The following is a 22025-nucleotide window of genomic DNA, read 5'->3' on the forward strand; positions in this document are numbered from 1 at the left end:
CAGTGGTTGACTGGCGAGACGGTTAACGCTGCTGGCCAGTATCCAAAAGACCCTTCGCTCGTCGCCCCGGAGTCGGTGGTAATGACAGTCGGCATCGTCGGCGGCGGTATCGCCGGACTCGCGGCCGCGCATCGACTCCAGCAGCAGGGGTACGACGCGCAGATATTCGAGGCGAGCGACGACCTTGGCGGCCTCGCGGCCGTCTACGAGACCAGTGGCCAGCCGATAGAGAAGTTCTACCACCACCTCTCGAAGTCGGAGGAGACCATCGTCGAACTCGCCGAAGAACTCGGCGTCGGCGACCGACTGGAGTGGCCGTACAAGTCCGACGCGTACTACGTCGACGGCGTCGTCCATCCGATGGACAAGGCGTGGGAAATCGCGGCGTATCCGCACCTCTCGCTCTACGACAAGTTCCGTCTCGGGATGCTCACCATGGAGGTCGACATCCGCGGCGGCATCCCGTCGTTCGACACGTACGAGCGACTGGAGGACTTCGAGCAGATTCCCATCAAGGACTTCGTCCTCGAACACACGACGAAGAACGTCTACGAGAGTTTCTTCGAACCGCTGCTGGACGCGAAGTTCGGCAGTCGGAAAGAGGACGTTTCCGCGGCATGGCTCCTCGGACGCATCAAGTTCCGCGGCGAGCGCGACCTGCTCAAGGGCGAGCAACTGGGCTACTTCGACGGCTCGTTCGCGGTGCTCATCGACGCACTCGTCGACGCGGTCGGCCGGGAGAACATCACCACCGGCGCACGCGTGACCGAGGTCGGCATGGCCGGCGGTGACGTGTCCTCGCTGACGGTCGTGACCGACGACGGGTTCGAGACGAAGAAGGTCGAGTCGGTCGTCGTCGCCGCGATGCCGAACGTGCTCGAAGACCTCACCGGCTACGAGTGCGACATCGACTTCCAGGGGACGGTCTGTTCCGTCTGGAGCATGGCCGGGTCGCTGACGGACACCTACTGGCTCAACATCAAGGACGAGGCACCCTTCGGCGTCCTCATCGAACACACGAACTTCATCGACGAGTCCCGTTACGGCGGCGAGCACCTCTACTACACCGCGAGCTACGTCCAGGACCCGAGCGAAGACCTGTGGAACATGGACGACGAAGAGGTCGAACAGTACTGGCAGGACGGGATTCAGGACCTCTTCCCCGACTTCGACCCCGAGATGGTCAACTGGGTCGAGACGGCGCGCAACCCGCGGACCGCACCCGTGTACGAACGCGGCTACCTCGACATGGTCGTCCCGTACGACCTCGGCGACGAGGTCGGCGATGGCGTCTACTACGCCGGGATGGCCTCGCTCGCGCAGTACCCGGAGCGCTCGCTCAACGGGGCAATCGTGGCAGGATACGAGTGTGCCGACCTCGCGTTGGAGCGTGCGGCTGACGAGTCGAAATCGTCGGTCGAGTCGTCGGTGGCGGAGTAGGCGGCACGGCGGAGCGCCGGCTCGGTGAAGAACAGACAGCGGCCCGAGACGCGAACTCGTCGCTCTCGGATGTAAAGAACGCAAAACCCGGAAACCACGGCTTGGACCCGGACGGGAAACGTTGTCCCCAGACCACACGGCCATGCCTGGCTTTCGTCGGAATTACACCGACTCAGTCGACCGAAGCCGACCTTGGCAGGATTCTCACCTGCATGCCGAGATATTCCCGAAGTCCCTTTACAGGTACTCCGATACTTGGCCTTCGCCTTCGACCGCCATGGCGGCCGAACACTGGTCCGGTACGGTCTTCCTTCGGAGTCGTGACCTCGTAATCGTGTTACGGATTCTTTGGTGTTGTCCCCTACTTCCGTCCGTCTCGTCCGGTTCAAGACCGGTTCGATCAGGGCGCGAAGCGTCCGGTGTGCCCCCGTGATTCCCGGTGGGCAAGTTAGTGTACGACCGGGGAGGACATAACCATTTTGTGCGGTAACATGGCACATGGTTCTGAGAACACGCAGGACAGAGGCGAGAGGCTGGTGAGAGCGGTTGTCGAGCGAATCGAGAAGCGGGCCGCCACGAACGAGCGTCGTCGAGAACGACGGGATTATTCGTCCGACGAGATGCCGAGCGTCTCTGACGGGTCCACGTCCTCCGGTTCGTCCTGCCCACCGACGACGATTTCGCCGTCGGCCGTCTCGACGTACACGTCGTCGGCGAAGCCGCCTTCGGCGTGGGGGTGTTCGGGGTTCTCCAGTTTCTCGGGCGTCGACGGTGCCTCGGCGATACCGTCGGCGGGCCGGAACGCGCCGAGCGGGTCGTCGATGGTGATGTCGTTCGCGCGGAAGAACGACTCGTAGCGCTCGTAGTGGGTCTCCAGTTCGTCGGCCGGGAACTCCATCATCTCGGTCCAGCCGTGGTTGTAGAAGTCGAAGTTACCCTGCACGTGCGTAATCTCGCGTGCCTCAGCCTCGGGGTAGTGGTCGAGCGCGGCGAGGTAGGTGTCGATGGTCGCCGCGAAGAAGTCGTCGAGGTGTTCGCGGCGTTCCTCGCGGTGGGCCTCGTCGGCCTTTTCGAGGAAGATGCGCGTGTGCAAGTCGACGAGTTTCTCGGTCGCGACGGGACCGAGGACCGGTGCGGACAGCGCCGCCTTGTACGCGAAGTGTTTGACGTTCTGGCGTATCTTCATCGTGGACGGGGTTGGGAGTGGACCGCCTTGAACGTCCCGCCACCAGCAGTACGAGAGGCGTAGCCATCCGATGTCGAGGTGACCGACGGACGGTCGACGACGAGTCAACGTGGTATCATATCACAATACGTCGCGGAAAACGACTGAATGGCAATCCACTTTAACCCCCGTACCGAACCCTGCGCGTATGAGTGAGTCGTACGTCATCATCGGCGACGGTATCGCCGGTGGTTCCGCGGCCAAAACACTCCGTGAGGAGTCACCCGACGCCGACATCGCCGTCCTGACCGACGAGGGTGAACCGCTGTACAATCGTATTCTCATCAAAGAGTACGCGAAAGGGAAAATTCCGATGGAGGACCCACTGTTCCTCCACGACGAAGAGTGGTACGAGGAGCGTGACATCGACCTCGAACTCAACACGCACGTCACGCGTGTCGATACCGACGCACACGTCGTCCACACCTACTCGGGCGACGAGTACGAGTACGACAGTCTGCTCGTCGCGACTGGTGGGACGCCGACGCAGCTCCCCGTCGAGAACTCAGACGCCGAGGGTGTCAACCACTTCTGGACCTTCCAGGACGCTCGTGCAATCGCCGAGCGCTCGGAAGCCGCAGACACCGGCATCGTCGTCGGTGCGGGCCTGCTCGGCATCGACTTCGCCGCAGTGTGTGGGGCCCGCGGCATCGACGCCAAGTACCTCATGCGTGGTGACTGCTGGTGGCGCTACGCCCTCAGCGAGGACGGCGGTGAAATCATCCACGAGGCCCTCCGCGAGATGGGCGTCGAACCCGTCTTCCAGTCCGGTGTCGACCACTTCACGACCGACGACGACGGCGTCGTCAACGGTGCGGTCGACCCGAACGGCGAAGCGTACGACGGCGACTTCGTGGGCGTCGCCATCGGCCTGAACTTCAACACCGAGTTCCTCCGTGGCTCCGGCATCGAGACGGACAACGGCATCGTCGTCGACAAGTTCATGGAGACCAACGTCGAGGACGTCTACGCCGCCGGTGACATCACGAAGTTCTACGACGTCATCCTCGAAGAGCACGCCCAGAACGGTTCGTGGGACTCCGCGAAGAAGCAGGGTGCCATCGCCGCGAAGAACATGGCGAACGACGAGCCCGAGGAGTTCCGGCACGTCTCTTCGTACTCCATCTCGCACTTCGACGACCTCCCGTTCGTCTCGTTCGGTCACCCGACCATCGGCGACGACGACGCAGAGCGCAAGTACTCCGATACTGAGTGGCGTCGTCTCACGTTCAAGAACGGCAAGCTCATCGGTGGCGTCCTCATCGGCGACCTGAAGCTGCAGTCGACGTTCAAGCGCATCATCCGCGAGGAGCGCGACCTCACCGGCCAGGAGGAGGTCCTGCTCGAAGAGGACTTCGACGTGGAGATGCTCGACGCGCCCGCACAGGAACAGTAAGTCCGACGCGAACTGGAGCTGAATTTTTCCGGTTGGTTGCTGCAGTAAGGCGAAGCTTTATCCCATAGTGTGACATACGTTACCACGACCTATGGCAGTTAGTGACACTTTATCGGGTAGTCTCCGTTTCACCGCAGTGGACGCCGTCCCTGCGGGAGCGACCGTTCGCCACGCCGACCAGCTCTCGGAGGAAGCGTTCGACCAGCTCGTCCGTGTACTGGCCGACGACGGCCCGAACATGCTACCGGATCGCCCAGCCGCCGACCTGAGAGACGGCGAAATCATCGTGTTCACTGAGTACCTGCAGGTCGAACTGCGCTAACCGCGCGAGCACCCCTACCCGAGAGGCCGTCGGTCCACTTCCGACACCGTTTTCCCGGCCCCGAAGCGACTCACAGGCATGAACGGCGGGAACTCTGGAACGATGACGCTCGCGTTCGAGCTGTCCGCACTCGAAGCGCTGGCCGACCCCGAAGTGGTGTTCGACGACGCACGACGCTGGAGCAAGTACGTCGGTGTCGTCTCGGACAAACCGACCTACGTCGTGACGAACTTCACGCGCAAGAACCGCATCCGACAGGACTTCTTCTCGGGACCGCGTGGCAAAGCAGAGAGTCTGGAGAGCGTCGGCGACCAGTTCGATACTGACCGCCACGTCTTCGTCTCGACCACGCAGGAGGACGCAGACCTCGCCGACGAAGTCGGCTGGGAGTACCTCCCGGTGACCGACGCGGCCGAGGCCGCAGGCTGGGAACTGGCGAGCGAAGACGAGGACGAAGACGCCGAAGAACCCGTGCGCGACGACTGGCCCTGAGACCGGAACCAGAGCGCGCCACTTTTTGCTCCCGGTCGCCGAGACCCCTGCATGAGCGAACCACGCGTACCGGGTGGGCCGGGGACCGAACTCTCCCTCCCGGACGGCCCGACCGTCGACGTGAGTACCATCGACCTCGGGATGCGCGAGTACGTCGAGGACGGCGAACACTACGCGGTCGTGATGGACGTCCACCCGCCCTCGCGCTTCTTCCCCGAGTCGCTGGTCCAGGTACTCAGAGAGACCGTCGAGACGGCCGACGAGTTCGACGAGTTCGGCACGCCACACCTCATGGGCATCGTGCTCGAAGAGTTCCCCGAGAAAGTCGCGAGTGCAGACGTTTCCGACGACGGGACCATCGGCTGTTCGATGGTCTGGCTCACCGAGTTCGACGCGGTGCGCCTCCACGAGATAATCGTGGAACTTGTCGTCGAGATGATGGAACACGCCGTCAGCCACGCTGAGGACGACGCGACGATGACGGACTTCGAACGCCAGATGCTGGAGTTCGACGTGAGCGAGTTCGTCGCCGAGTACCGCGAGCAGCGCGAGTTCACGTCAGAACACGACACCGCGCTCTGACCTATCGTCGTCTCTGTGTGACACTTGTCTGCATTGTACTGGGTTCGTTTTATGCCACTGGACGTTCTGTTCTCCCGTACATGCAAGACCGCCGGAGCGAGTTCGAGCGCATCAAGGCCGTCCTCGCGGAGGCGGACGCAGACGAGCCGTTGTCGGCGCGCGAAATCGTCGCCCTCCTCGAAGCCCACGGCGAAGACGTGGGGAGCGCTCACCGTGTCGCGACCATACTCGGTCGACACGCCGAACACGGAAACGTCGAGGTCATCCGCGAGCAGCCCTACCAGTATCGGATTCTCGAACAGTCGAACGTGTCGAACTGATTTTCGGTCGCGCGCACCGGCTACGAATCTCGTAACTCGTACTCGACTTCGACAGTGACGTGTGTCTCTATCGGCCCGCTTTCCGGGCCGGAACGCGATTGTTCCGTGTCCAGTACCAGTCCGGACCCCGTCTGCCGTGGTTGGGACCCACCGTCAGTCTGCATCTGTACTACCTCGCCGACGGTCAGCCCTTCAGCTGCTGCTGCAGCTTCGGCTTTTCCGCGTGCCGTTTCGACCGCGTCAGCAATGGCTTCGCGCTGCAGTGCCCGCCGGGTCGGCGTCTGAAACGTGAACGTCACGTCCCCGATTTCGACCCCAGCGTCGTCGACGGCGGTCGAGAGCGTCTCGCTCAAGTCGTCGAGTGCGTGAAGCGAGACGCTGACGACCTCGGTCGCGAGATACTGGTCCGCCTCTCGGTCGTCGGGTTCGTTCGGCGCAGGTCGGTGTTCTCGGACGTTGAACCGGACCGTCCGAGTTCGGTCGGCCGGGATTCCCCGTGCGTCGAGGAGTCGCCGAAGGTCGGCGGCCGTTTCGGCCACGGTACGGCGGGCACTGGTGATGTCGGGCTCGATTGCTGTGGCGGAGAACTGGATCGTGACCTCGTCCGGTGGTTCGCTCGCGACACCGACTGCACTGGTCGTGATGGAACGACTGGCCATGGTCGGGATTCAGCCCCAACCCAGAAGGGTGTTCGCCAGTGGTAGACAGGCGTCACCGTCTCGTCGACGTGCCAGTTGGGAAGGTACCTGTCGGAAGCGACGACGGCCAATCGGAAGTGACGGCGGCCGTTTCGACTGGTACTGGTACTTACTGGTATCGTCTTCACCTCGCGCATGCACGCGAAGGCGCGCGAACGGGCGAGAGCGGCGTCTACACGACTGAGAAATACGATAGCGACACGCGACGAGCCTTGTTATCGACCGACAAGTTCGAAATTCGAAAAACCACTACGTTTCTCGTAGGTAATCGTGGACCTTATTACGATGTACGAATTTGCACTGAACAGAGAAGCATGACCGGCGGGAAAACTGACGCAGGCGATGGACGTACTATCCTCCTCATCGGCAGCGGCCCAATCCAGATCGGACAGGCCGCAGAGTTCGACTACTCCGGCGCGCAGGCGTGTCGCGCGCTCCAAGAGGAAGGCGCACGAGTCGTCCTCGTCAACTCGAACCCGGCGACCATCATGACGGACCCGGAGATGGCCGACCGGGTGTACATCGAACCGATTACGACCGAAGCCATCGCGGAGATCATCCGGAAAGAGCGCCCCGACGGCGTCATCGCCGGACTCGGTGGCCAGACCGGCCTGAACGTCACGGCGGAACTCTCCGAGGAGGGCATCCTCGAAGAGTACGACGTGGAGGTCATGGGCACGCCGCTCGACACCATCTACGCGACGGAAGACCGCGACCTCTTCCGCCAGCGTATGGAGAAAATCGGCGAACCCGTCCCGAAGTCGACGACCATCCGCCTCGAAGAAGGCGAGAAAGTCTCCGAGTTGAGCGAGGAGGCAATCGCGGACCGCGTCGAGGCAGCAGTCGAGGAGGTCGGCGGTCTCCCCGTCATCTCGCGCACGACCTACACGCTCGGCGGGAGCGGGTCCGGCGTCGTCGAGGACATGGACGAACTAAAACGGCGCGTCCGCAAGGGGCTGCGCCTATCGCGCAACAGTGAGGTGCTGATTACGGAGTCCATCGCGGGCTGGGTCGAACTGGAGTACGAGGTGATGCGCGACGCCGACGACTCGTGTATCATCATCTGCAACATGGAGAACATCGACCCGATGGGCATCCACACCGGGGAGTCCACGGTCGTCACACCCTCGCAGGTCATCCCCGACGATGGCCATCAGGCGATGCGCGACTCCGCGCTGAAGGTCATCCGCGAACTCGGTATCGAGGGCGGTTGTAACATCCAGCACGCGTGGCGCGACGACGGCACACCCGGCGGCGAGTACCGCGTCGTGGAAGTGAACCCACGTGTCTCGCGCTCGTCCGCACTGGCGTCGAAAGCGACCGGCTACCCAATCGCCCGCGTCACGGCGAAGGTCGCCCTCGGCAAGCGCCTGCACGAGATTACGAACGAGATTACCGGTCAGACGACGGCCGCCTTCGAACCGGCCATCGACTACGTCGTGACGAAGGTGCCGCGCTGGCCGAACGACAAGTTCCCCGAGACGGACTTCACGCTCTCGACGGCGATGAAGAGTACCGGCGAGGCGATGGCCATCGGGGGAACCTTCGAGGAGAGTCTGCTCAAGGCCCTGCGTTCCACCGAGTACGACCCGGACGTGGACTGGGACGAGGTGTCCAACGAGGAACTCGACGAGCAGTACCTGATTCGCCCGTCGCCCGACCGCCACTACGGGATGTTCGAGGCGTTCGAGCGCGGCTACACGGTCGAGACGGTCTGTGAACTCACCGGCATCGAGGAGTGGTACGTCGAGCGCTACAAGAACATCGCCGACGCCGCGGTCGCCGCACAGGACGGCGACTTCACCGGCGCGGCCGCACTCGGCTTCACGAACGCGGAGGTCGCCGAACTCGCGGCCCCCGACGGCGGCGAGGCGACCGTCGACGACGTGGAGGAGGCAGCACCGAAACGCTCGTACAAGCAGGTCGACACCTGCGCGGGCGAGTTCGCTGCCTCGACACCGTACTACTACTCCTCGCGCGACCCCGCCGAGATGGGTGGGCGCACACGTAACGAAGTACAGGTCGACCGCGACGCGAAGAGCGTCGTCGTGGTCGGCGGCGGCCCCATCCGCATCGGACAGGGGGTCGAGTTCGACTACTGTGCAGTCCACGCCGTACAGGCCCTGCGCGAGATGGGCATCGACGCCCACGTCGTGAACAACAACCCCGAGACCGTCTCGACCGACTACGACACGTCCGACGGCCTGTTCTTCGAACCCATCACCGCAGAAGAGGTCGCCGACGTCATCGAGGAGACCAACGCCGACGGCGTGATGGTCCAGTTCGGTGGCCAGACCTCGGTCGACATCGGTGAGCCACTGGAGAAAGAACTCGCTCGCCGCGGTCTCGACTGCAAAGTCATGGGGACCAGTGTCGACGCGATGGACCTCGCCGAGGACCGCGACCGGTTCAACCGGCTGATGGACGACCTCGGTATCGCCCAGCCGAGCGGTGGCTCCGCGACCAGCGAGGACGAAGCACTCGACCTCGCCCACGACATCGGCTACCCGGTGCTCGTGCGCCCGAGCTACGTCCTCGGCGGCCGCGCGATGGACGTGGTGTACGACGACGACGAACTGAAGACGTACATGGAGGAAGCAGTCAGAGTCTCGCCGAACAAGCCCATCCTCATCGACGAGTTCCTCGCGGACGCGGTGGAACTCGACGTGGACGCGGTCTCCGACGGCGAGGACGTGCTCATCGGCGGCATCATGGAACACGTCGAGTCTGCCGGTGTCCACTCCGGTGACTCCGCGTGTATGATTCCGCCGCGCTCGCTCGACGCCGAGACACTGTCGAGAGTCCGTGAGGTCACGGAGGACATCGCCCGCGCGCTCGACACCATCGGGCTGCTGAACGTCCAGCTCGCCGTGAAGGACGGCGAAGTGTACGTACTCGAAGCGAACCCGCGCTCCTCGCGTACCGTCCCGTTCGTCTCGAAGGCGACCGGCGTCCCAATCGCCAAGTTGGCCGCGAAGGTCATGGCCGGCGACTCGCTGGCCGACCTCGACGCGAAAGAGCAGATTCCGGACCACACGAGCATCAAGGAGGTCGTCCTGCCGTTCGACCGCCTGCCGAACTCGGACCCGCGCCTCGGCCCGGAGATGAAGTCCACGGGTGAGGTCATGGGCACTGCGAGCGACTTCGGCATGGCCTACTGGAAGTCCCAGCAAGCCGCGATGAACGCGGTCGAGGAAGGCGTCGCGGTCGTCGACCTCCCGGTCGACGGCTTCGAGGAGTTCTTCGACGTCCAGACGTTCGACGACACACCGCAGGCAATCCGCGAAGGCAAGGTCCAGTTCGTCGTGAGCGACGAACTAGAGACGCTGAAGACGGCCGTCGACGAAGACGTGCCCTACCTGACGACGGAGGCGAGCGCACACGCCTACCTCGAAGGACTCGCCGCGAAAGACGGCGACCTCGAAGTGATGGCCGTCGCAGATCGCCCGCGCCGCGTGGCGCAGTGGGGCCTGTAAGTCGACCAGTAGCGGGCGGCCAGAACGTCTCGGACGCTCAGAACGTTTTCACGGCGCGAATGCCGACCAAGAGTACGACAGCCGCGACGAGGACACCGCCGGCCCCACCGACGAGTGGACCAGTAGCCGCAATGAAGAACTCTGCTGCCACCGACCCGACGAGGACCGCGAGGATTCCGACGGCGACGAGGAACTGACTCTGTTCGAACCGTCGCCAGAGACGGTCGAAGAGGTGGTCTGCCATAGCCCCTCTTCTCAGGACCGTGGCAAATCTCTTTTGCCAAAACGATCACTTCCAGCATCGCCGCACATCGCTAACTGTCTTGGCTGCAGTCCTACACGTGTCGATACCCAACTCGTCCACACGAATGGCAGGGAGCGAGAAGACACAGGACCCGGTGAAGCGCGAACTGGGCGGCAAGTACGAGGTCACCGACTGGGACGAGCGCAGCCGACTCGACGCCGTCGCCTCCTCGCTGCACACCGGCTTGACCGGCGTGGCGAAGTGGCTGGTCGTCCTCGTCGCGCTCGTGCTGTTCCTCGGACAGATGGGCCTCGTCCTCTACGCGCTCGCGGCCCGGCCCGGTCTCGGCGTGTTGACGCTGGCGTCCATGGTCCCGGCGTTCGTCCTCGTCGGCATCATCTGGTACGGTGACCCGACGATGCGCGAACCGGTGTGGACGCTCTCGGTGACGTTCCTGCTCGCGGTGTTGTTCGCCAGTTTCGCCGCGACGGCCAACAGCGCGCTCCAGCCGCTCGTCACGGCGCTCCCGTTCGTCGGGATGGTCGGCTTCTTCTTCCTCGTCGTCGCCCCCGTCGAAGAGACGGTGAAGTGGCTCGCGATTCGCTCGTACGCCTACAACACGGACGACTTCGACGCGGTCGTCGACGGCGCGGTGTACGGCGCGGTCGCCGGTCTCGGCTTCGCTTCCATCGAGAACGCGCTGTACATCTCGAAGGTACTCATCGAGGCGGGGACGCTGCAGGCGAGTCAACCGACGACTGCCGCCATCGGCACGGCGACCCAGCGCGCGTTCGTCGGCCCCGGCCACGTCCTGTACTCGGCAATCGCGGGCTACTACCTCGGACTGGCGAAGTTCGCGAACGACCACTGGGGACCAATCGTCGTGAAGGGACTGCTCGTCGCGGCGGTCGTCCACGCGACCTACAACTCACTGACAGCACTGCTGCCCTTTGGCGCGTTCGGCGGCGTCGTTAGCGTCGTCGCCTTCCTCGGGTTCGTCCTCGCGTTCGACGGGCTCGTGGGCTACTTCCTCTACCGGAAGATATCGCGCTACCGTGCGGCGTACAAGCGCGTCAGCGCGTAAGCAACGGACACCGGTTTTTCGCGCTGCTCGACCCATCGTCGGTCCGCTACCAAGGGTGTCGAACCTGCGCTGTTACGGACACCTGTTGAAACCCCAACGTGTCAAAGTTTTGGTGCGCGGAACGATTAACCGCTCGCACTCCGTACCGTGTGAGTGTGACCCACGACACCTATCGGATACTCGTAGCGGGGGTAGGCGGGGGCACTGGTGCTGCGCTTTTGGAGTACCTGAAGGGGACCGACTACACGGTGCGCGCGTTCGTCGACCAGCCGAATCCGAACGAATCGTTGCGTCGAAAGGGCGCGGACGAGGTCGTCGTCGGCGACCTGTTCGATCCGGACGATGTCGCGAGCGCACTCGCGGACGTCGACGGCGTCCTCTGTGCGGTCGACACTCGCTGGACTGACCTGCTGTGGGGCACCCCGGCCGTCGGCGCGGGTGCCCGGACACTCGTCGACGCTGCGGCCCGCGCGGGTGTCTCGTACTTCGTGCTGGAATCGACCATCGGCGTCGGCGACTCGCGCGCGCAGTTGTCGCTCCCACGGCGACTACTGTACCGACGCGTGTTGCGAGAACGAGAGAACACCGAACGAGCCTTGCAAGAGTCCGGGCTGCCGTTCACCGTCCTCAGATACGGCCGACTCGTCGGTGGCGAACGCTCCGAGGACGTGGTCGTCGCAGAGGGCGGCGACGCGGTCTCGGGACGCATCGCCACGGCCGACGCGGCGTGGCTCATGACGGCTGCACTGACGACCCCGGAAGCACGCAATCGAACCTTCGAAGCCGTCTCGCCCGACAGCGTCTCCGGAAGCGTCGAAGACCACGTGACGTTCGACTGGCGCGGTCCCGAGTCGGGACTCGTCGCCATCCGCTCTGACTACTCGATTCCGTCGTAAGCCGGTACGTCGACCACTTGCGCGTGGTCAGGCGGCCGAACGAGCGAGTTCCCATCTCTCCGCTTCTCGATAGTGCTACGGATGGAGAGTGAGAAAAATAGCGGCCAGACCGTTCGAAATCAGTCGTCAGCGACGGCGAGCGTCCGGCCACTCGTCGTGTCGACCATGCCGAGTACCTCGTCGAAGAAGCCGAAGGTGTCGTGCGGGCCGGGGTTCGCCTCGGGGTGGTACTGCCGCGTGAGGACGTTCAGTTCCTCGCTGTCGAGGCCCTCCGGCGTGTCGTCGTTGACGTTGAGCTGCGTGACTTCGAGCTTGTCACCGGGGTCGACGACCGTGTACCCGTGGTTCTGCGTGGTCATGACGACCTTCCCAGTGCGCTGGTCGCGGACCGGCTGGTTGACGCCGCGGTGGCCGAAGTCCATCTTCGCGGTGGTGCCGCCGAGCGCGCGGGCGACGATCTGCTGCCCGAGGCAGATGCCCGCGATGGGCACTTCGCCGACGAACTCGTCGACAAGATTTACCGCGCTTTCGAAATTCGCAGGGTCGCCGGGGCCGTTCGAGATGAACAGCACGTCCGGGTTCACGCCCTGTACGTCGTCGACGCTGGCGTCGTAGGGGAGGACGTGGACCGTCGCGTCCCGCTTGACGAGCGAGTCGATGATGGACTGCTTCGCACCACAGTCGACGAGCGCGACGGTCGGGCCGTCGCCGGTCTGGTTGTAGACGGTCGTGGTGTCTACGGAGACCTGTGCGCCGATGTCGGTGTGCTCGCTCATCGTCTTGCACTTCGCGAGTTCGTCGAGCGCGTCCTGCGGCGTCACGTCGTCGCCGACGGCGATGCCGCACTTCATCGCACCGCTCTCGCGGATGTCGATGACGAGGTCACGGGTGTCGAGGTGGTCGACTGCTGGAACGCCTTCGGCGGTCAGCCAGTCGGCCACGTCGTCCGTCAGTTCGCGAGCGACGACCGCACGGGGGTGGACGCGGTCGGACTCGAAGCGTTCGTGTCGGACACCGTAGTTGCCGATGAGCGGGTACGCGAAGGTGAGAATCTGCTCCTCGTACGAGGGGTCAGTGAGACTCTCTTCGTATCCGGTGTAGGCTGTTGTGAAAACCAGTTCGCCACGGGCTGTGCCTGGTGAGCGACCACGTGCCTCGACGACGTGGCCACCCTCCAGCGCGACGTAGGCATCCGTCATTACGAGATACGTATTCACCGAGCCCAATAAGTCTTACTTTCGAAATCTGATTACGATTTTCGTAACGGTCAAGTTTCGCCGGTCGCTACAATCGTATCTCCATGGACGAACTCGACCGACGAATACTGAACATCCTCCGACGCGACGCCCGCACACCGTACACCGAAATCGCCGAGAAAGTCGGGACGAGCGAGGGCACGGTTCGTAACCGCGTCGAGCGGATGACCAGAGAGGACGTCATCGAACGCTTCACCGTCGCGACCCGGACCGGGAACGTGAAGGCGATGATCGAAGTCGGCGTCGCGGTCGATGTCGACACGACCAACATCTCCGACCGGATGGCCGAGTGGGAAGAGGTCGACTTCGTATGGCAGGTCTCCGGGGAGGAAGACATCGTGCTCGTCGTCGACTGTGCCGACACACAGGGTGTTAATAGACTCATCACGCAGGCACGCGAGATGGAGGAAGTCGTCTCGACGAAGACTCGGCTGATTCTGGACGAGCGGCTTGGGTGAGTACCCCGTCGGGTGACGAGCGTCGTCGACGCAGCACCGTCGACGCAGCACGCCGGTCCGTCGCGCACACCGTGACTGGTGTCGCCGTGTGCTCGTGTCGCCGTGTACTGGTGTCGCGCGCAAATCAGAACATGACATGAGTCGCGCACAGTTGGGGAGTGGCAAACAGACGAGTCCGAAATTCGTGAGCCGCAAACCTCGTTTTCCGAACCGAACTGGCGGTCCAGTTTCGTCTTCGAAGAGTATCGGCTGTCGAGGGGAGAATCAGCAAAAATAGCCACAAGGTTCTTACGATAACGAGTGGCTAAATCGGTCTAACCTGCAATTACAGGCCGACGCAGTCTGGCGTTTTTACCGAAAGCGATGGCCAGAAATACTTTATACAGACCGATAATTAGTAGGAAACCAACAGATAGATATATTTGATGGCCAAGGAAAACCCCACTCGGTTCACATGGCCACCCCGAGCAAACGATTCGGTGACGACCAGGTCACTCTCGAAGCCAACGTCGACACAGGCGCTGCCTTCGTGATGCTGATGCTGGCACAGATGGTGTTACTGTTCACGTTCTGGATCACGCTGTGGCCGACCGCGTTCGGCATTCCGCAGGACGTTCGATTGATGTCGGCCATTGGCGGTTTCTTCACCGGGGCGGCCGTCCTCGGGCTGTATGGCGGTATTCGGACCCTCATGCAACAGACCGTCGAAGTGAGCGCGTGAACCACAGGAACTGAGACACGAAACACGGGGTTGGTGGCCATGTGGGGGTGCCGGGTGACTCCCGGCGATTGCGGTAGAGTGTCGCGTGGAATCGACGCTCGCGCCGTCGCGACGCGGCGGGCACGACAACGACTGGTAACAACGACTGGTAGCCGAACCGGCACGACTGACGTCGCACTGGATTCGGCAGCATCCCCCAGTGTCTGCCACGGTCGCGGCGGCGTTTTTCACACGCTTCTCACGGGTCGACAGTGCCCTCGCTATCCGCCATCACCGACGCTCAGCGGGTGGGAGGTGTCCCTTTCGTCTGTGGACCAGCGTGTACACCCGATTGAGCGCGTCGTGTATCGGCCCGAAATCGGTCTTCGCCGTGACACGCCCGTCTCGAATCGCCCCGACGACTGCACTGGCAGTCGGTTCGTCGGCGTCGACGACCGTGTAGGCGCGACCCACCTCGAACGGGAAGTGTGCGTCGCTGCCGCCGACCATCGGGATGTCACGCTCACGGGCGATGTCCTGCACCAGCGGCTGGTTCTCGGGGTGTTTCCCGTTCAACTCGACGGCGTCGAAATCCGCCGTCGAGTGGCGGATGTCGCCGTTTCTGAACGGGTGGGCCATCACTGCAACGCAGTCGCGGGCGTGGGCGAGGTCGACTGCCTCGGTCGGCGTGAGCGCGCCAGCGGTCGTCTCGCGGGGCGGGTCTTCACCGAGGACCAGGACGTGTCCGCGCGTAGTCGATATTTCGATACCGGGGAGTAAGACGGGGTCTCGACCCGAGAAGGACGTGTAGTAGTCGTGGTTCGTTAACGCGAGAGCATCGAGGCCACGCCGACGCGCCGCGAGCGAGAGCAATCGGACGCCGACCGGATCGAACCGGTCGCCGAGCCGACGGCGTCCGTGGAAGAACCGCGTGTGTGTGTGCAGGTCGAGCGTGAACACAGGCGGGAATCGCGGGCCAACGCCTTTGTCGTTGCCCCCGAACAGAGTCCTATGACCGACCGCGTCCTCGTGTTGAACCCCAAGAGTGGGGGTGGCAAACGTGCCGCCCAGACCCGCCGTCTCGCGGCCGAACACGGTTTCGTCGTCCGGGAGTCGGGCGGACCGGGCGAGACCCGCACCATCGCCGAGACGGCCGCCGCGGAAGGAGCGAAGATGGTCGTGGCAGCCGGCGGCGACGGGACGCTCAACGAAGTCGTCTCGGGAGTCGACGACGCCGAGGGTCTGTCGCGAACTGTCCTCGGCGTCGTTCCGGCGGGGACCGGCAACAACTTCGCCGAACGCGTCGGGATTCGTGACGTCGAACACGCGTTCGAGGTTCTCGACGCGGGCCGGCGTCGCTGGCTCGACCTCGGCGAGGCGAACGGGCGACTCTTCGTCAACTCCTGCGTCGGCGGACTGACCGCGGACGCGAGCGTGGCGACGACGCCGGAGATGAAGCGGAAGTTCGGCGTCCTCGCGTACGTCATCGCCACGATGCGCGAGTACCGCGACTTCGAGGGATTGGACGTGGACGTGCGCGACGCGGCGGGCGAGGAACTGTGGACCGGCGAGGCTATCGGCGTCCTCGTCGGCAACGGTCGGCGGTTCGTCGGCGAACTGGGCACGCAGGCGAACATGGAAGACGGACTGTTGAACGTGGTTCTCATCCGGGACCGACCGGCGAGTTCGCTGGCGACGGACGAGGCGATTCGCCGGTTCCTCCGTCGCGACGCCAACCACCTCACCAGGATTCGTGCGCCGTACCTCCACCTCACGGTTCACGACGACCGTGAGGCCCAGTTCAGTCTGGACGGGGAGGCGCTCGCGACTGACGAACTCACGGCGCGCTCACAAGTGGGCTGTCTGCGCTTTTGCGTCGGGGAGCGTTACCGCCCCGTCCCGTGAGGAAAGTCGACATTCATTTTTAGGGGGTTACCGATTGTTCAGCCATGAGTACACCTGACCGGTCCGAAGAGGCCGTCGAGGACCTGCCGCACAAGAACGCGGCACAGGACGTCATCGCCGTCGACTCCGACGACACCGAACAGGGCCTCGTCAACCGGCTCGACGCCCACACGGGCGAGGGTATCCGCCACCGTGCGTTCACCTCGCTCGTCTTCGACGAAGACGACAACATCCTGCTCGCCCAGCGCGCCGCCGACAAGCGCCTCTGGGGCACGTGGTGGGACGGTACGGTCGCCTCGCACCCGGTCGAAGGGCAGTCTCAGGAGGCCGCGACCCGCGAGCGACTCGAAGAGGAACTCGGCATCTCGCCCGACCAGTACGACAACCTTCGGCTCACGGACCGCTTCGAGTACAAGCGCTACTTCGAGAACGCAGGCGTCGAACACGAGGTCTGTGCGGTTCTGAAGCTGACCCTGACGAACACCGACCTCGACCCCGACCCGGAAGAGGTCGAGGGTCTGATGTGGGTCCCGTACGAGCACCTCCACGACCACCCCGAGTTCTACCGGCAACTCCGTCTCTGCCCGTGGTTCGAAATCGCGATGCGTCGCGACTTCGAGTAACGAGTTTTCCGTTTTCGGCACCTTATCGTCAAGTGTTAGCACAGCCCAAAGAGATATGTCCTCGTTAGTCGTTCCTCCAGATTGGGGAATCTCCCCGGAATCATGTCGACCGCACACGAACCACAGCCGACGACCACCACCGACCTCGGACTGACCCGGGCGGAGGAGTGGGTCGTCCACTACGTGATGGTCGAACAGCTCACGCGCGAGACGGCCATGGGTGAGCGACCACCGTGGTGGGCACACGACATCGTGCGAAAACTCGAAGCTGATTCGTGTACCTTCACACAGTACGAGGCGTGGCGGCTCCGACGAGACTTATTGACGTACGCAGCGGGGGATGCGACGCCAGCAGCCGACGTGACGCTCGCGACGACGGTCGCAGAACGATTGGGCGAGCGATACGGCGACCCGCCGCTGCCGAGTTAGGGCCGGGTCGTCGCCCACACCGCGACCGCGCCGAGCAGCAATGCAGGGAGCATCGGGAACGCGAGCAGGGCGACCCAGTACGGCAGAAACGGCGGTCGCAGCAGGACGATTGTGGGCACGACCAGCAGCGAAAGGACGAGTACCGCGACGACGACCCAGCCGCGACGACCAAACTCTCTGTCGACCGTCGCCGGGTGGACGTCGCTGGCGTCGTCCGGGCGATGCACGTACCCGCCGTCTGTCTCCTGCTCAGAGCTCACTATCTGGAATGACGACTACTTTGCCAAAGCCCTCACGGTTTTCGAGCAGCTCGTGCGCCCGCGCCGTCTCGCTCATCGGGAGCGTCTCGCGGATGCGCGGTTCGAAAGTGCCGTCCCAGACGAGCGAGAGTGCTTTCTCGGCCGACCCGTGGCTCGCCATCGTCGAGCCGATGACCGAAAGTTGGTTCCAGAAGATGCGGTTGATGTCGGTCTCGGGGCGGCCGCCAGTGGTCGCGCCGCAGGTGACGATTCGACCGCCCTTCGCCAGCGACTTCAGCGAGTCGTGCCACGTCGCGTCGCCCACGTGGTCGACGACCATGTCGACGCCGCGTTTGCCCGTCAGTTCCCGGATTTCGGCGGCGAAATCCTCGCTCTCGTAGTCGATGACGTGGTCTGCCCCGCACTCTTTCGCGTGCTCCAGTTTCTCCTCGGTGGAGGCCGTCGCGTACACCTCGGCCCCGGCGTGGGCCGCGACCTGGACTGCGGCGTGTCCGACACCGCCGGAGGCACCGAGGACGAGAACCTTCTCACCCTGCGTGAGGTCGCCGCGTTCGATGAGCATCCGCCACGCGGTCTGGAACACGAGCGGCGCAGCGGCCGCGGTCTCCCAGTCGACATGGTCGGGGACCGGCGCGAGGTTCTCCGCGGGGACGACAGCCTGTTCCGCGTGGACGCCTCGTGAGTGCTCGCCGATGATGTAGTAGCGCGCACAGAGTGCGGGTTCGCCCGAGCGACAGAACTCACAGTCGCCACAGCTGACGCCCGCGAGCAGGGCGACGTGGTCACCGGGTTCAAACCGTCGCACGTCGTCGCCGACTTCGACGACTTCGCCGGCCATGTCGCTCCCGGGGATGTGCGGCATCTCCAGGTCGATTCCCGGCAGGCCGCGACGTGTCCAGATGTCCAAGTGGTTGAGCGCGCCCGCCTTCACGTCGACGAGCACCTCGTCGGCGTCGGGCTCCGGGTCCGGGTAGTCGCCGTACTCGATGACGTCTGTGTCGCCGTGCTCGCTGAACTGAACGGCTTGCATGGAGAAGTCGTCACACGGACCAGTCAAAACCCTGTGTGTACGTCGAATGTCTTGCCAGTAGTTCGGCAGCTGTCGAACCACCCGCGGTTTTGTGCCCCGCGTGGCAATCCAACCGCATGAGCGACGAGGGACACGACGACGACGGCCACGGCCACGGAAACGCAGCCCACCAGCGCGAGAACCACATCGAACACGACCACGGTGAAGACGAGGACGGCGGTCACAGACACGACGAGGGGCACGAGGAAGACGATCACGGGCACAGTCACGACCATCACCACCACGACCTCACCGACATCGGCGTCGGCGTCATCACGGTCTCTTCCTCCCGCTCGATGGACGACGACCCGTCTGGTGACGCCATCGAGTCAGCCGTCGAAGACGCTGGCCACACGGTCGTGGTCCGCGAACTCGTCCGCGACGACTTCGACGGCGTGCAGGGGACCGTCGCGCGACTGGTCGAACGCGACGACGTAGATATCGTCGTCACCACCGGTGGGACTGGTGTCACACCTGACGACGTGACCGTCGAGGCGGTGCGACCGCTGTTCGACAAGGAACTTCCCGGGTTCGGCGAGTTGTTCCGCCGACTCTCCTACGACGACATCGGCACGACGGTCGTCGCCACGCGAGCGGTCGCCGGCGTCGCGAACGGCTGTCCCGTCTTCTGTCTGCCGGGGAGTCGAGCCGCGGTCGAACTCGGCGTCGAAGACATCGTCCTCCCGGAAGCGCCGCATCTGGCCGGACTCGCTCGGCGGGACGACGACGAAGAAGAGGAGTAATCAGCCGGGGAAGGGCGCGAGCGTCGCCGTGATAACGGCCAGTTCGTCGCCGTCGTTTCGCGCACCGTGGGCGACACCCCGGTCGTGGAAGACGACACCGGGTGCGGTCACTGCTTCTTCCGTGTCGTCCTGAATCACGGTCACTGTGCCTTCGACGACGTGGAACACGTTCGCCGACTCGGGATGTTCGTGCGGGGAGAGTTCGGCCCCAGGGCCGAGTGCGAACGCCTTCACGAGGACGTCGTCGGCGACGACGACCTCTGCATCGACGACTTCGCCGTCGTCTGGGTCGAGCGTGGGATAGCGGTCGAGTGCCATACCAGCGACTGCGTGACCACTCGACATAGGGATGGTGGTGCCACGCAGGAACGACTCGTTCTCTCGGGGATGAAAATGGGGGAATGAAAGTAGACACAGCGGCACGGTGGTGAGCCGTGTGGTGGGCCGCTGTGTCTGTGGTGGGAACCGCCCGCGGCATGGTGGGTGCCGCCGGCGGATGGGTGGGGGTGGTGCCTGTCGCGTGGTGGGGGCGACAGGCGACCGTGGTGGGTGGATGCGGCGGGTGCGCCGCAGTGTGGGATGGAGACGACAGGTGGTGTCGTCGGGAGGCCACTTGTCGTCGGAAGATGGCGGGGTGCCTGACGTTCGCGAGGTGGGTGACCTCCACTTCTCTCTGGGAGCCACACCTACTTGAACCGATGACACCGTCCACGAAATTTCACGGTGTTAAACCGTCTGAAACAGTTTCCCGCCACTTCAGCCCGGAAATAAATAATCTGCAACCGACCGCAATAGTCCCTGCTGAAGTCGAAAAAGAATGGTGAAGGCGGTACGTCTTCACTTCGTCTGACACCTCTTCGACTACGCAGTTGCCCGCGGCGACCGCTGGTGGTCGCCTGACGGGGCTCGGTGACGACGCAGTCGGCTGTCTGAGCGGAGTAGCTTAGCTCTTGATCCACTCGATGGTATCGCGACTCTTCGATTCGCCTTCTGCGGGCTGCCCTGCCGGAGTCTCGCCCTCGGAAGGTTGCTCAGCCGGAGTCTCACCCTCGGAAGGTTGCTCAGCCGGAGTCTCGCCCTCGGAAGGTTGCTCAGCCGGAGTCTCGCCCTCGGACGGCTCTTCTTCCGATGCCTCACCTTCGTCTTCACCCATCTCCTCTTCCTCAGCCGTCGCGTCCTCTGCGACGATGAGGGACAGGCCGGGCTGCTCGCCCTGCGGCTTGAGGAAGCCCAGCGCGAAGACGGTGTACGCGGTACCCGGTTCGAGGTCGAGGTCGAGCGTCGAGATAGCGTCCGCCTCGGTGTCGTCGGCCGGCATGACCTGTGCGACGCTGGTTCCGGCCGGGACAGTGAGATACTCGCTGATGTCACCGAACTCGAGCGTGTCGGTGCTCATCGTCTCTTCTTCCGTCGTGTCTTCCGACGCTGCTTCGTCGTTGGAGCCGCCGGCAGCCGGTGCCTCTCCGGTCTCTTTGCCTTCTTTGACACGACCGATGATGGTCTTGATGGCAGGGGCGTCGGGCGAGCCGTGGATGACACGCACGAGGGCGGCCTTCTTCTCCTTCGCCTCCTGCAGTTTCTCCGTCTCGACGGCTTTGACTACCAGCACCTGGAGCGAGCCATCCTCGACTTTGCCGATGGCGACGAGCGTGAACCGCCCTTCACCGATCTCTTTCTCGGTCGCGAATACTTCCGTCTCCGGTTCACCTGTTGGGGTGATCTTCAGCCGGTGCATCCCGGGTTCGAGACTCATGTATTCACTGACGGTCGTGAACGACACGTCCGACAGTACCTTGTTGTCGTCGACGAAGACGTCGACGTTCGGCGCGTCCGGCGAACCGTGGACGGCGCGGATGGCGAGGGCCTTTTTCACTTTCTCTTTTTTCCCCTCGTCCATTCCCTGCCCACCGTTCTCCTGTTCTTGCTCCTCCTGCTCCTGTGCGTAGGCGAAGCCACCGAATGCGACTGTTCCCCCCACGATACCGACAGTCCGAAGGACCGTGCGTCTGGTCGTTACCATAGCGAATGTAGGGAGGCGTGATGGCGGCATAGGTAAGCGGCCGTTCTCTTCGACGCGTCGAACAACTCATTTTCAGACAGATTATTTCGTTCGTGAATACGATAGACTGGGTTGGGAAAATAGTCGGGAACCGACTGAAAGAGCAGTTCTCTGTCAATTCTTTTTCGGTCGTTTTCGACACGGGTCGACGCCGTTCTGCCGACGTTGGTAACACGGCCGTCACGAAGGGACGGTGAACGGTCGGTACGCGATATGTTCTCGGCTACTGCCACCCCGTCAGCACGGATAACGACCAAGGGACGCGCACCGAATACGGCGTTCACGCCGCCGCCACGTCGGCCGAATCCCGGTCCAGTCGGGGGCAGTCGGTTCCTGCCACGTCACACT

24 protein-coding genes are annotated in these 22025 nt (G+C 63.7%); 15 read left to right on the forward strand and 9 right to left on the reverse strand.

Translation table 11 applies throughout. The annotated features are described in order from the left end of the window. Positions 1 to 81 precede the first annotated feature (81 nt). On the forward strand, positions 82 to 1440 hold the full coding sequence (locus ACSC1P_RS05785) for an NAD(P)/FAD-dependent oxidoreductase (protein ID WP_435359181.1): 1359 nt from the start codon (positions 82 to 84) through the stop codon (positions 1438 to 1440). 604 nt (positions 1441 to 2044) lie between these two features. Here ACSC1P_RS05785 and ACSC1P_RS05790 read toward each other — a convergent pair. Continuing rightward, a complete protein-coding gene (locus ACSC1P_RS05790; RefSeq protein ID WP_435359182.1) occupies positions 2045 to 2626 on the reverse strand; it encodes a DUF6149 family protein in 582 nt (193 codons plus the stop codon). Between the two features lie 187 nt (positions 2627 to 2813). On the opposite strand from ACSC1P_RS05790, the gene ACSC1P_RS05795 reads away from it, so the two are divergent. The 5 genes from ACSC1P_RS05795 (at position 2814) to ACSC1P_RS05815 (ending at position 5777) form a co-directional block, all read left to right on the forward strand. Next, complete coding sequence (locus tag ACSC1P_RS05795; RefSeq protein ID WP_435359183.1) at positions 2814 to 4061, forward strand: NAD(P)/FAD-dependent oxidoreductase; 1248 nt, start codon at positions 2814 to 2816, stop codon at positions 4059 to 4061. 91 nt (positions 4062 to 4152) lie between these two features. Next, positions 4153 to 4383, forward strand: coding sequence for a hypothetical protein (locus tag ACSC1P_RS05800; protein WP_435359184.1), 231 nt, complete (start codon positions 4153 to 4155; stop codon positions 4381 to 4383). A gap of 78 nt (positions 4384 to 4461) precedes the next feature. After that, entirely contained in the window at positions 4462 to 4875 is a 414-nt protein-coding gene (locus ACSC1P_RS05805) for a DUF7124 domain-containing protein (protein ID WP_435359185.1), read from the forward strand. 51 nt (positions 4876 to 4926) lie between these two features. Beyond that, positions 4927 to 5457, forward strand: a complete 531-nt coding sequence (locus tag ACSC1P_RS05810; protein WP_435359186.1) for a DUF5815 family protein — start codon at positions 4927 to 4929, stop codon at positions 5455 to 5457. 80 nt (positions 5458 to 5537) lie between these two features. Then, entirely contained in the window at positions 5538 to 5777 is a 240-nt protein-coding gene (locus ACSC1P_RS05815; RefSeq protein ID WP_435359187.1) for a hypothetical protein, read from the forward strand. Between the two features lie 20 nt (positions 5778 to 5797). Here the strand turns inward: ACSC1P_RS05815 and ACSC1P_RS05820 are convergent, their stop codons facing one another. Next, positions 5798 to 6436, reverse strand: a complete 639-nt coding sequence (locus ACSC1P_RS05820) for an SIMPL domain-containing protein (protein ID WP_435359188.1) — start codon at positions 6434 to 6436, stop codon at positions 5798 to 5800. A gap of 353 nt (positions 6437 to 6789) precedes the next feature. Here ACSC1P_RS05820 and carB point away from each other — a divergent pair, with 353 nt between their 5' ends. After that, on the forward strand, positions 6790 to 9951 hold the full coding sequence (carB, locus tag ACSC1P_RS05825; RefSeq protein WP_435359189.1) for a carbamoyl-phosphate synthase large subunit: 3162 nt from the start codon (positions 6790 to 6792) through the stop codon (positions 9949 to 9951). A 37-nt stretch (positions 9952 to 9988) separates the two neighbouring features. Here carB and ACSC1P_RS05830 read toward each other — a convergent pair whose 3' ends face one another. Then, positions 9989 to 10195 (reverse strand): hypothetical protein, encoded by a 207-nt coding sequence (locus tag ACSC1P_RS05830; RefSeq protein WP_435359190.1) that lies wholly within the window; start codon positions 10193 to 10195, stop codon positions 9989 to 9991. Between the two features lie 124 nt (positions 10196 to 10319). Between ACSC1P_RS05830 and ACSC1P_RS05835 the strand changes: the two genes are divergently transcribed. Together ACSC1P_RS05835 and ACSC1P_RS05840 are read left to right on the forward strand one after the other, a co-directional pair. Next, on the forward strand, positions 10320 to 11279 hold the full coding sequence (locus tag ACSC1P_RS05835) for a PrsW family intramembrane metalloprotease (RefSeq protein ID WP_435359191.1): 960 nt from the start codon (positions 10320 to 10322) through the stop codon (positions 11277 to 11279). A 155-nt stretch (positions 11280 to 11434) separates the two neighbouring features. Beyond that, the gene (locus tag ACSC1P_RS05840) at positions 11435 to 12175 is read left to right on the forward strand and encodes an SDR family oxidoreductase (protein WP_435359192.1); all 741 of its coding nucleotides are present in this window, start codon (positions 11435 to 11437) and stop codon (positions 12173 to 12175) included. A 119-nt stretch (positions 12176 to 12294) separates the two neighbouring features. Here the strand turns inward: ACSC1P_RS05840 and carA are convergent, their stop codons facing one another. Further along, positions 12295 to 13374, reverse strand: coding sequence for a glutamine-hydrolyzing carbamoyl-phosphate synthase small subunit (gene carA, locus ACSC1P_RS05845; protein ID WP_435359193.1), 1080 nt, complete (start codon positions 13372 to 13374; stop codon positions 12295 to 12297). Between the two features lie 101 nt (positions 13375 to 13475). On the opposite strand from carA, the gene ACSC1P_RS05850 reads away from it, so the two are divergent. Next, the gene (locus ACSC1P_RS05850) at positions 13476 to 13889 is read left to right on the forward strand and encodes an Lrp/AsnC family transcriptional regulator (protein ID WP_435359194.1); all 414 of its coding nucleotides are present in this window, start codon (positions 13476 to 13478) and stop codon (positions 13887 to 13889) included. A 454-nt stretch (positions 13890 to 14343) separates the two neighbouring features. After that, on the forward strand, positions 14344 to 14610 hold the full coding sequence (locus ACSC1P_RS05855) for a hypothetical protein (protein ID WP_435359195.1): 267 nt from the start codon (positions 14344 to 14346) through the stop codon (positions 14608 to 14610). A 270-nt stretch (positions 14611 to 14880) separates the two neighbouring features. Here the strand turns inward: ACSC1P_RS05855 and ACSC1P_RS05860 are convergent, their stop codons facing one another. Next, the gene (locus ACSC1P_RS05860; RefSeq protein ID WP_435359196.1) at positions 14881 to 15549 is read right to left on the reverse strand and encodes a PHP domain-containing protein; all 669 of its coding nucleotides are present in this window, start codon (positions 15547 to 15549) and stop codon (positions 14881 to 14883) included. A gap of 51 nt (positions 15550 to 15600) precedes the next feature. Here ACSC1P_RS05860 and ACSC1P_RS05865 point away from each other — a divergent pair, with 51 nt between their 5' ends. From ACSC1P_RS05865 to ACSC1P_RS05875, 3 genes are all read left to right on the forward strand, one after another. After that, entirely contained in the window at positions 15601 to 16494 is an 894-nt protein-coding gene (locus ACSC1P_RS05865; RefSeq protein WP_435359197.1) for a diacylglycerol/lipid kinase family protein, read from the forward strand. 44 nt (positions 16495 to 16538) lie between these two features. Beyond that, on the forward strand, positions 16539 to 17117 hold the full coding sequence (locus ACSC1P_RS05870; protein WP_435359198.1) for an NUDIX hydrolase: 579 nt from the start codon (positions 16539 to 16541) through the stop codon (positions 17115 to 17117). Between the two features lie 102 nt (positions 17118 to 17219). Beyond that, positions 17220 to 17546 carry a DUF7853 family protein gene (locus tag ACSC1P_RS05875; RefSeq protein ID WP_435359199.1) on the forward strand — a complete coding sequence of 109 codons (327 nt, stop codon included), beginning with the start codon at positions 17220 to 17222 and terminating at the stop codon, positions 17544 to 17546. Here ACSC1P_RS05875 and ACSC1P_RS05880 read toward each other — a convergent pair. Next, a complete protein-coding gene (locus ACSC1P_RS05880) occupies positions 17543 to 17806 on the reverse strand; it encodes a DUF7977 family protein (RefSeq protein ID WP_435359200.1) in 264 nt (87 codons plus the stop codon). The two genes, ACSC1P_RS05875 and ACSC1P_RS05880, sit on opposite strands and share 4 nt — an antisense overlap. After that, positions 17796 to 18836 (reverse strand): zinc-binding dehydrogenase, encoded by a 1041-nt coding sequence (locus tag ACSC1P_RS05885; RefSeq protein ID WP_435359201.1) that lies wholly within the window; start codon positions 18834 to 18836, stop codon positions 17796 to 17798. Before ACSC1P_RS05885 ends, ACSC1P_RS05880 begins: the two co-directional genes overlap by 11 nt. A 116-nt stretch (positions 18837 to 18952) precedes the next feature. Between ACSC1P_RS05885 and ACSC1P_RS05890 the strand changes: the two genes are divergently transcribed. Beyond that, positions 18953 to 19618 carry a MogA/MoaB family molybdenum cofactor biosynthesis protein gene (locus tag ACSC1P_RS05890; protein WP_435359202.1) on the forward strand — a complete coding sequence of 222 codons (666 nt, stop codon included), beginning with the start codon at positions 18953 to 18955 and terminating at the stop codon, positions 19616 to 19618. Here the strand turns inward: ACSC1P_RS05890 and ACSC1P_RS05895 are convergent, their stop codons facing one another. Beyond that, positions 19619 to 19936 (reverse strand): cupin domain-containing protein, encoded by a 318-nt coding sequence (locus ACSC1P_RS05895; protein ID WP_435359203.1) that lies wholly within the window; start codon positions 19934 to 19936, stop codon positions 19619 to 19621. Between the two features lie 625 nt (positions 19937 to 20561). Then, positions 20562 to 21638 carry a DUF4397 domain-containing protein gene (locus ACSC1P_RS05900; RefSeq protein ID WP_435359204.1) on the reverse strand — a complete coding sequence of 359 codons (1077 nt, stop codon included), beginning with the start codon at positions 21636 to 21638 and terminating at the stop codon, positions 20562 to 20564. Between the last annotated feature and the right edge of the window lie 387 nt (positions 21639 to 22025).

The organism is Haloarchaeobius caseinilyticus (genome assembly GCF_051207395.1).
Lineage (GTDB): Archaea > Halobacteriota > Halobacteria > Halobacteriales > Natrialbaceae > Haloarchaeobius.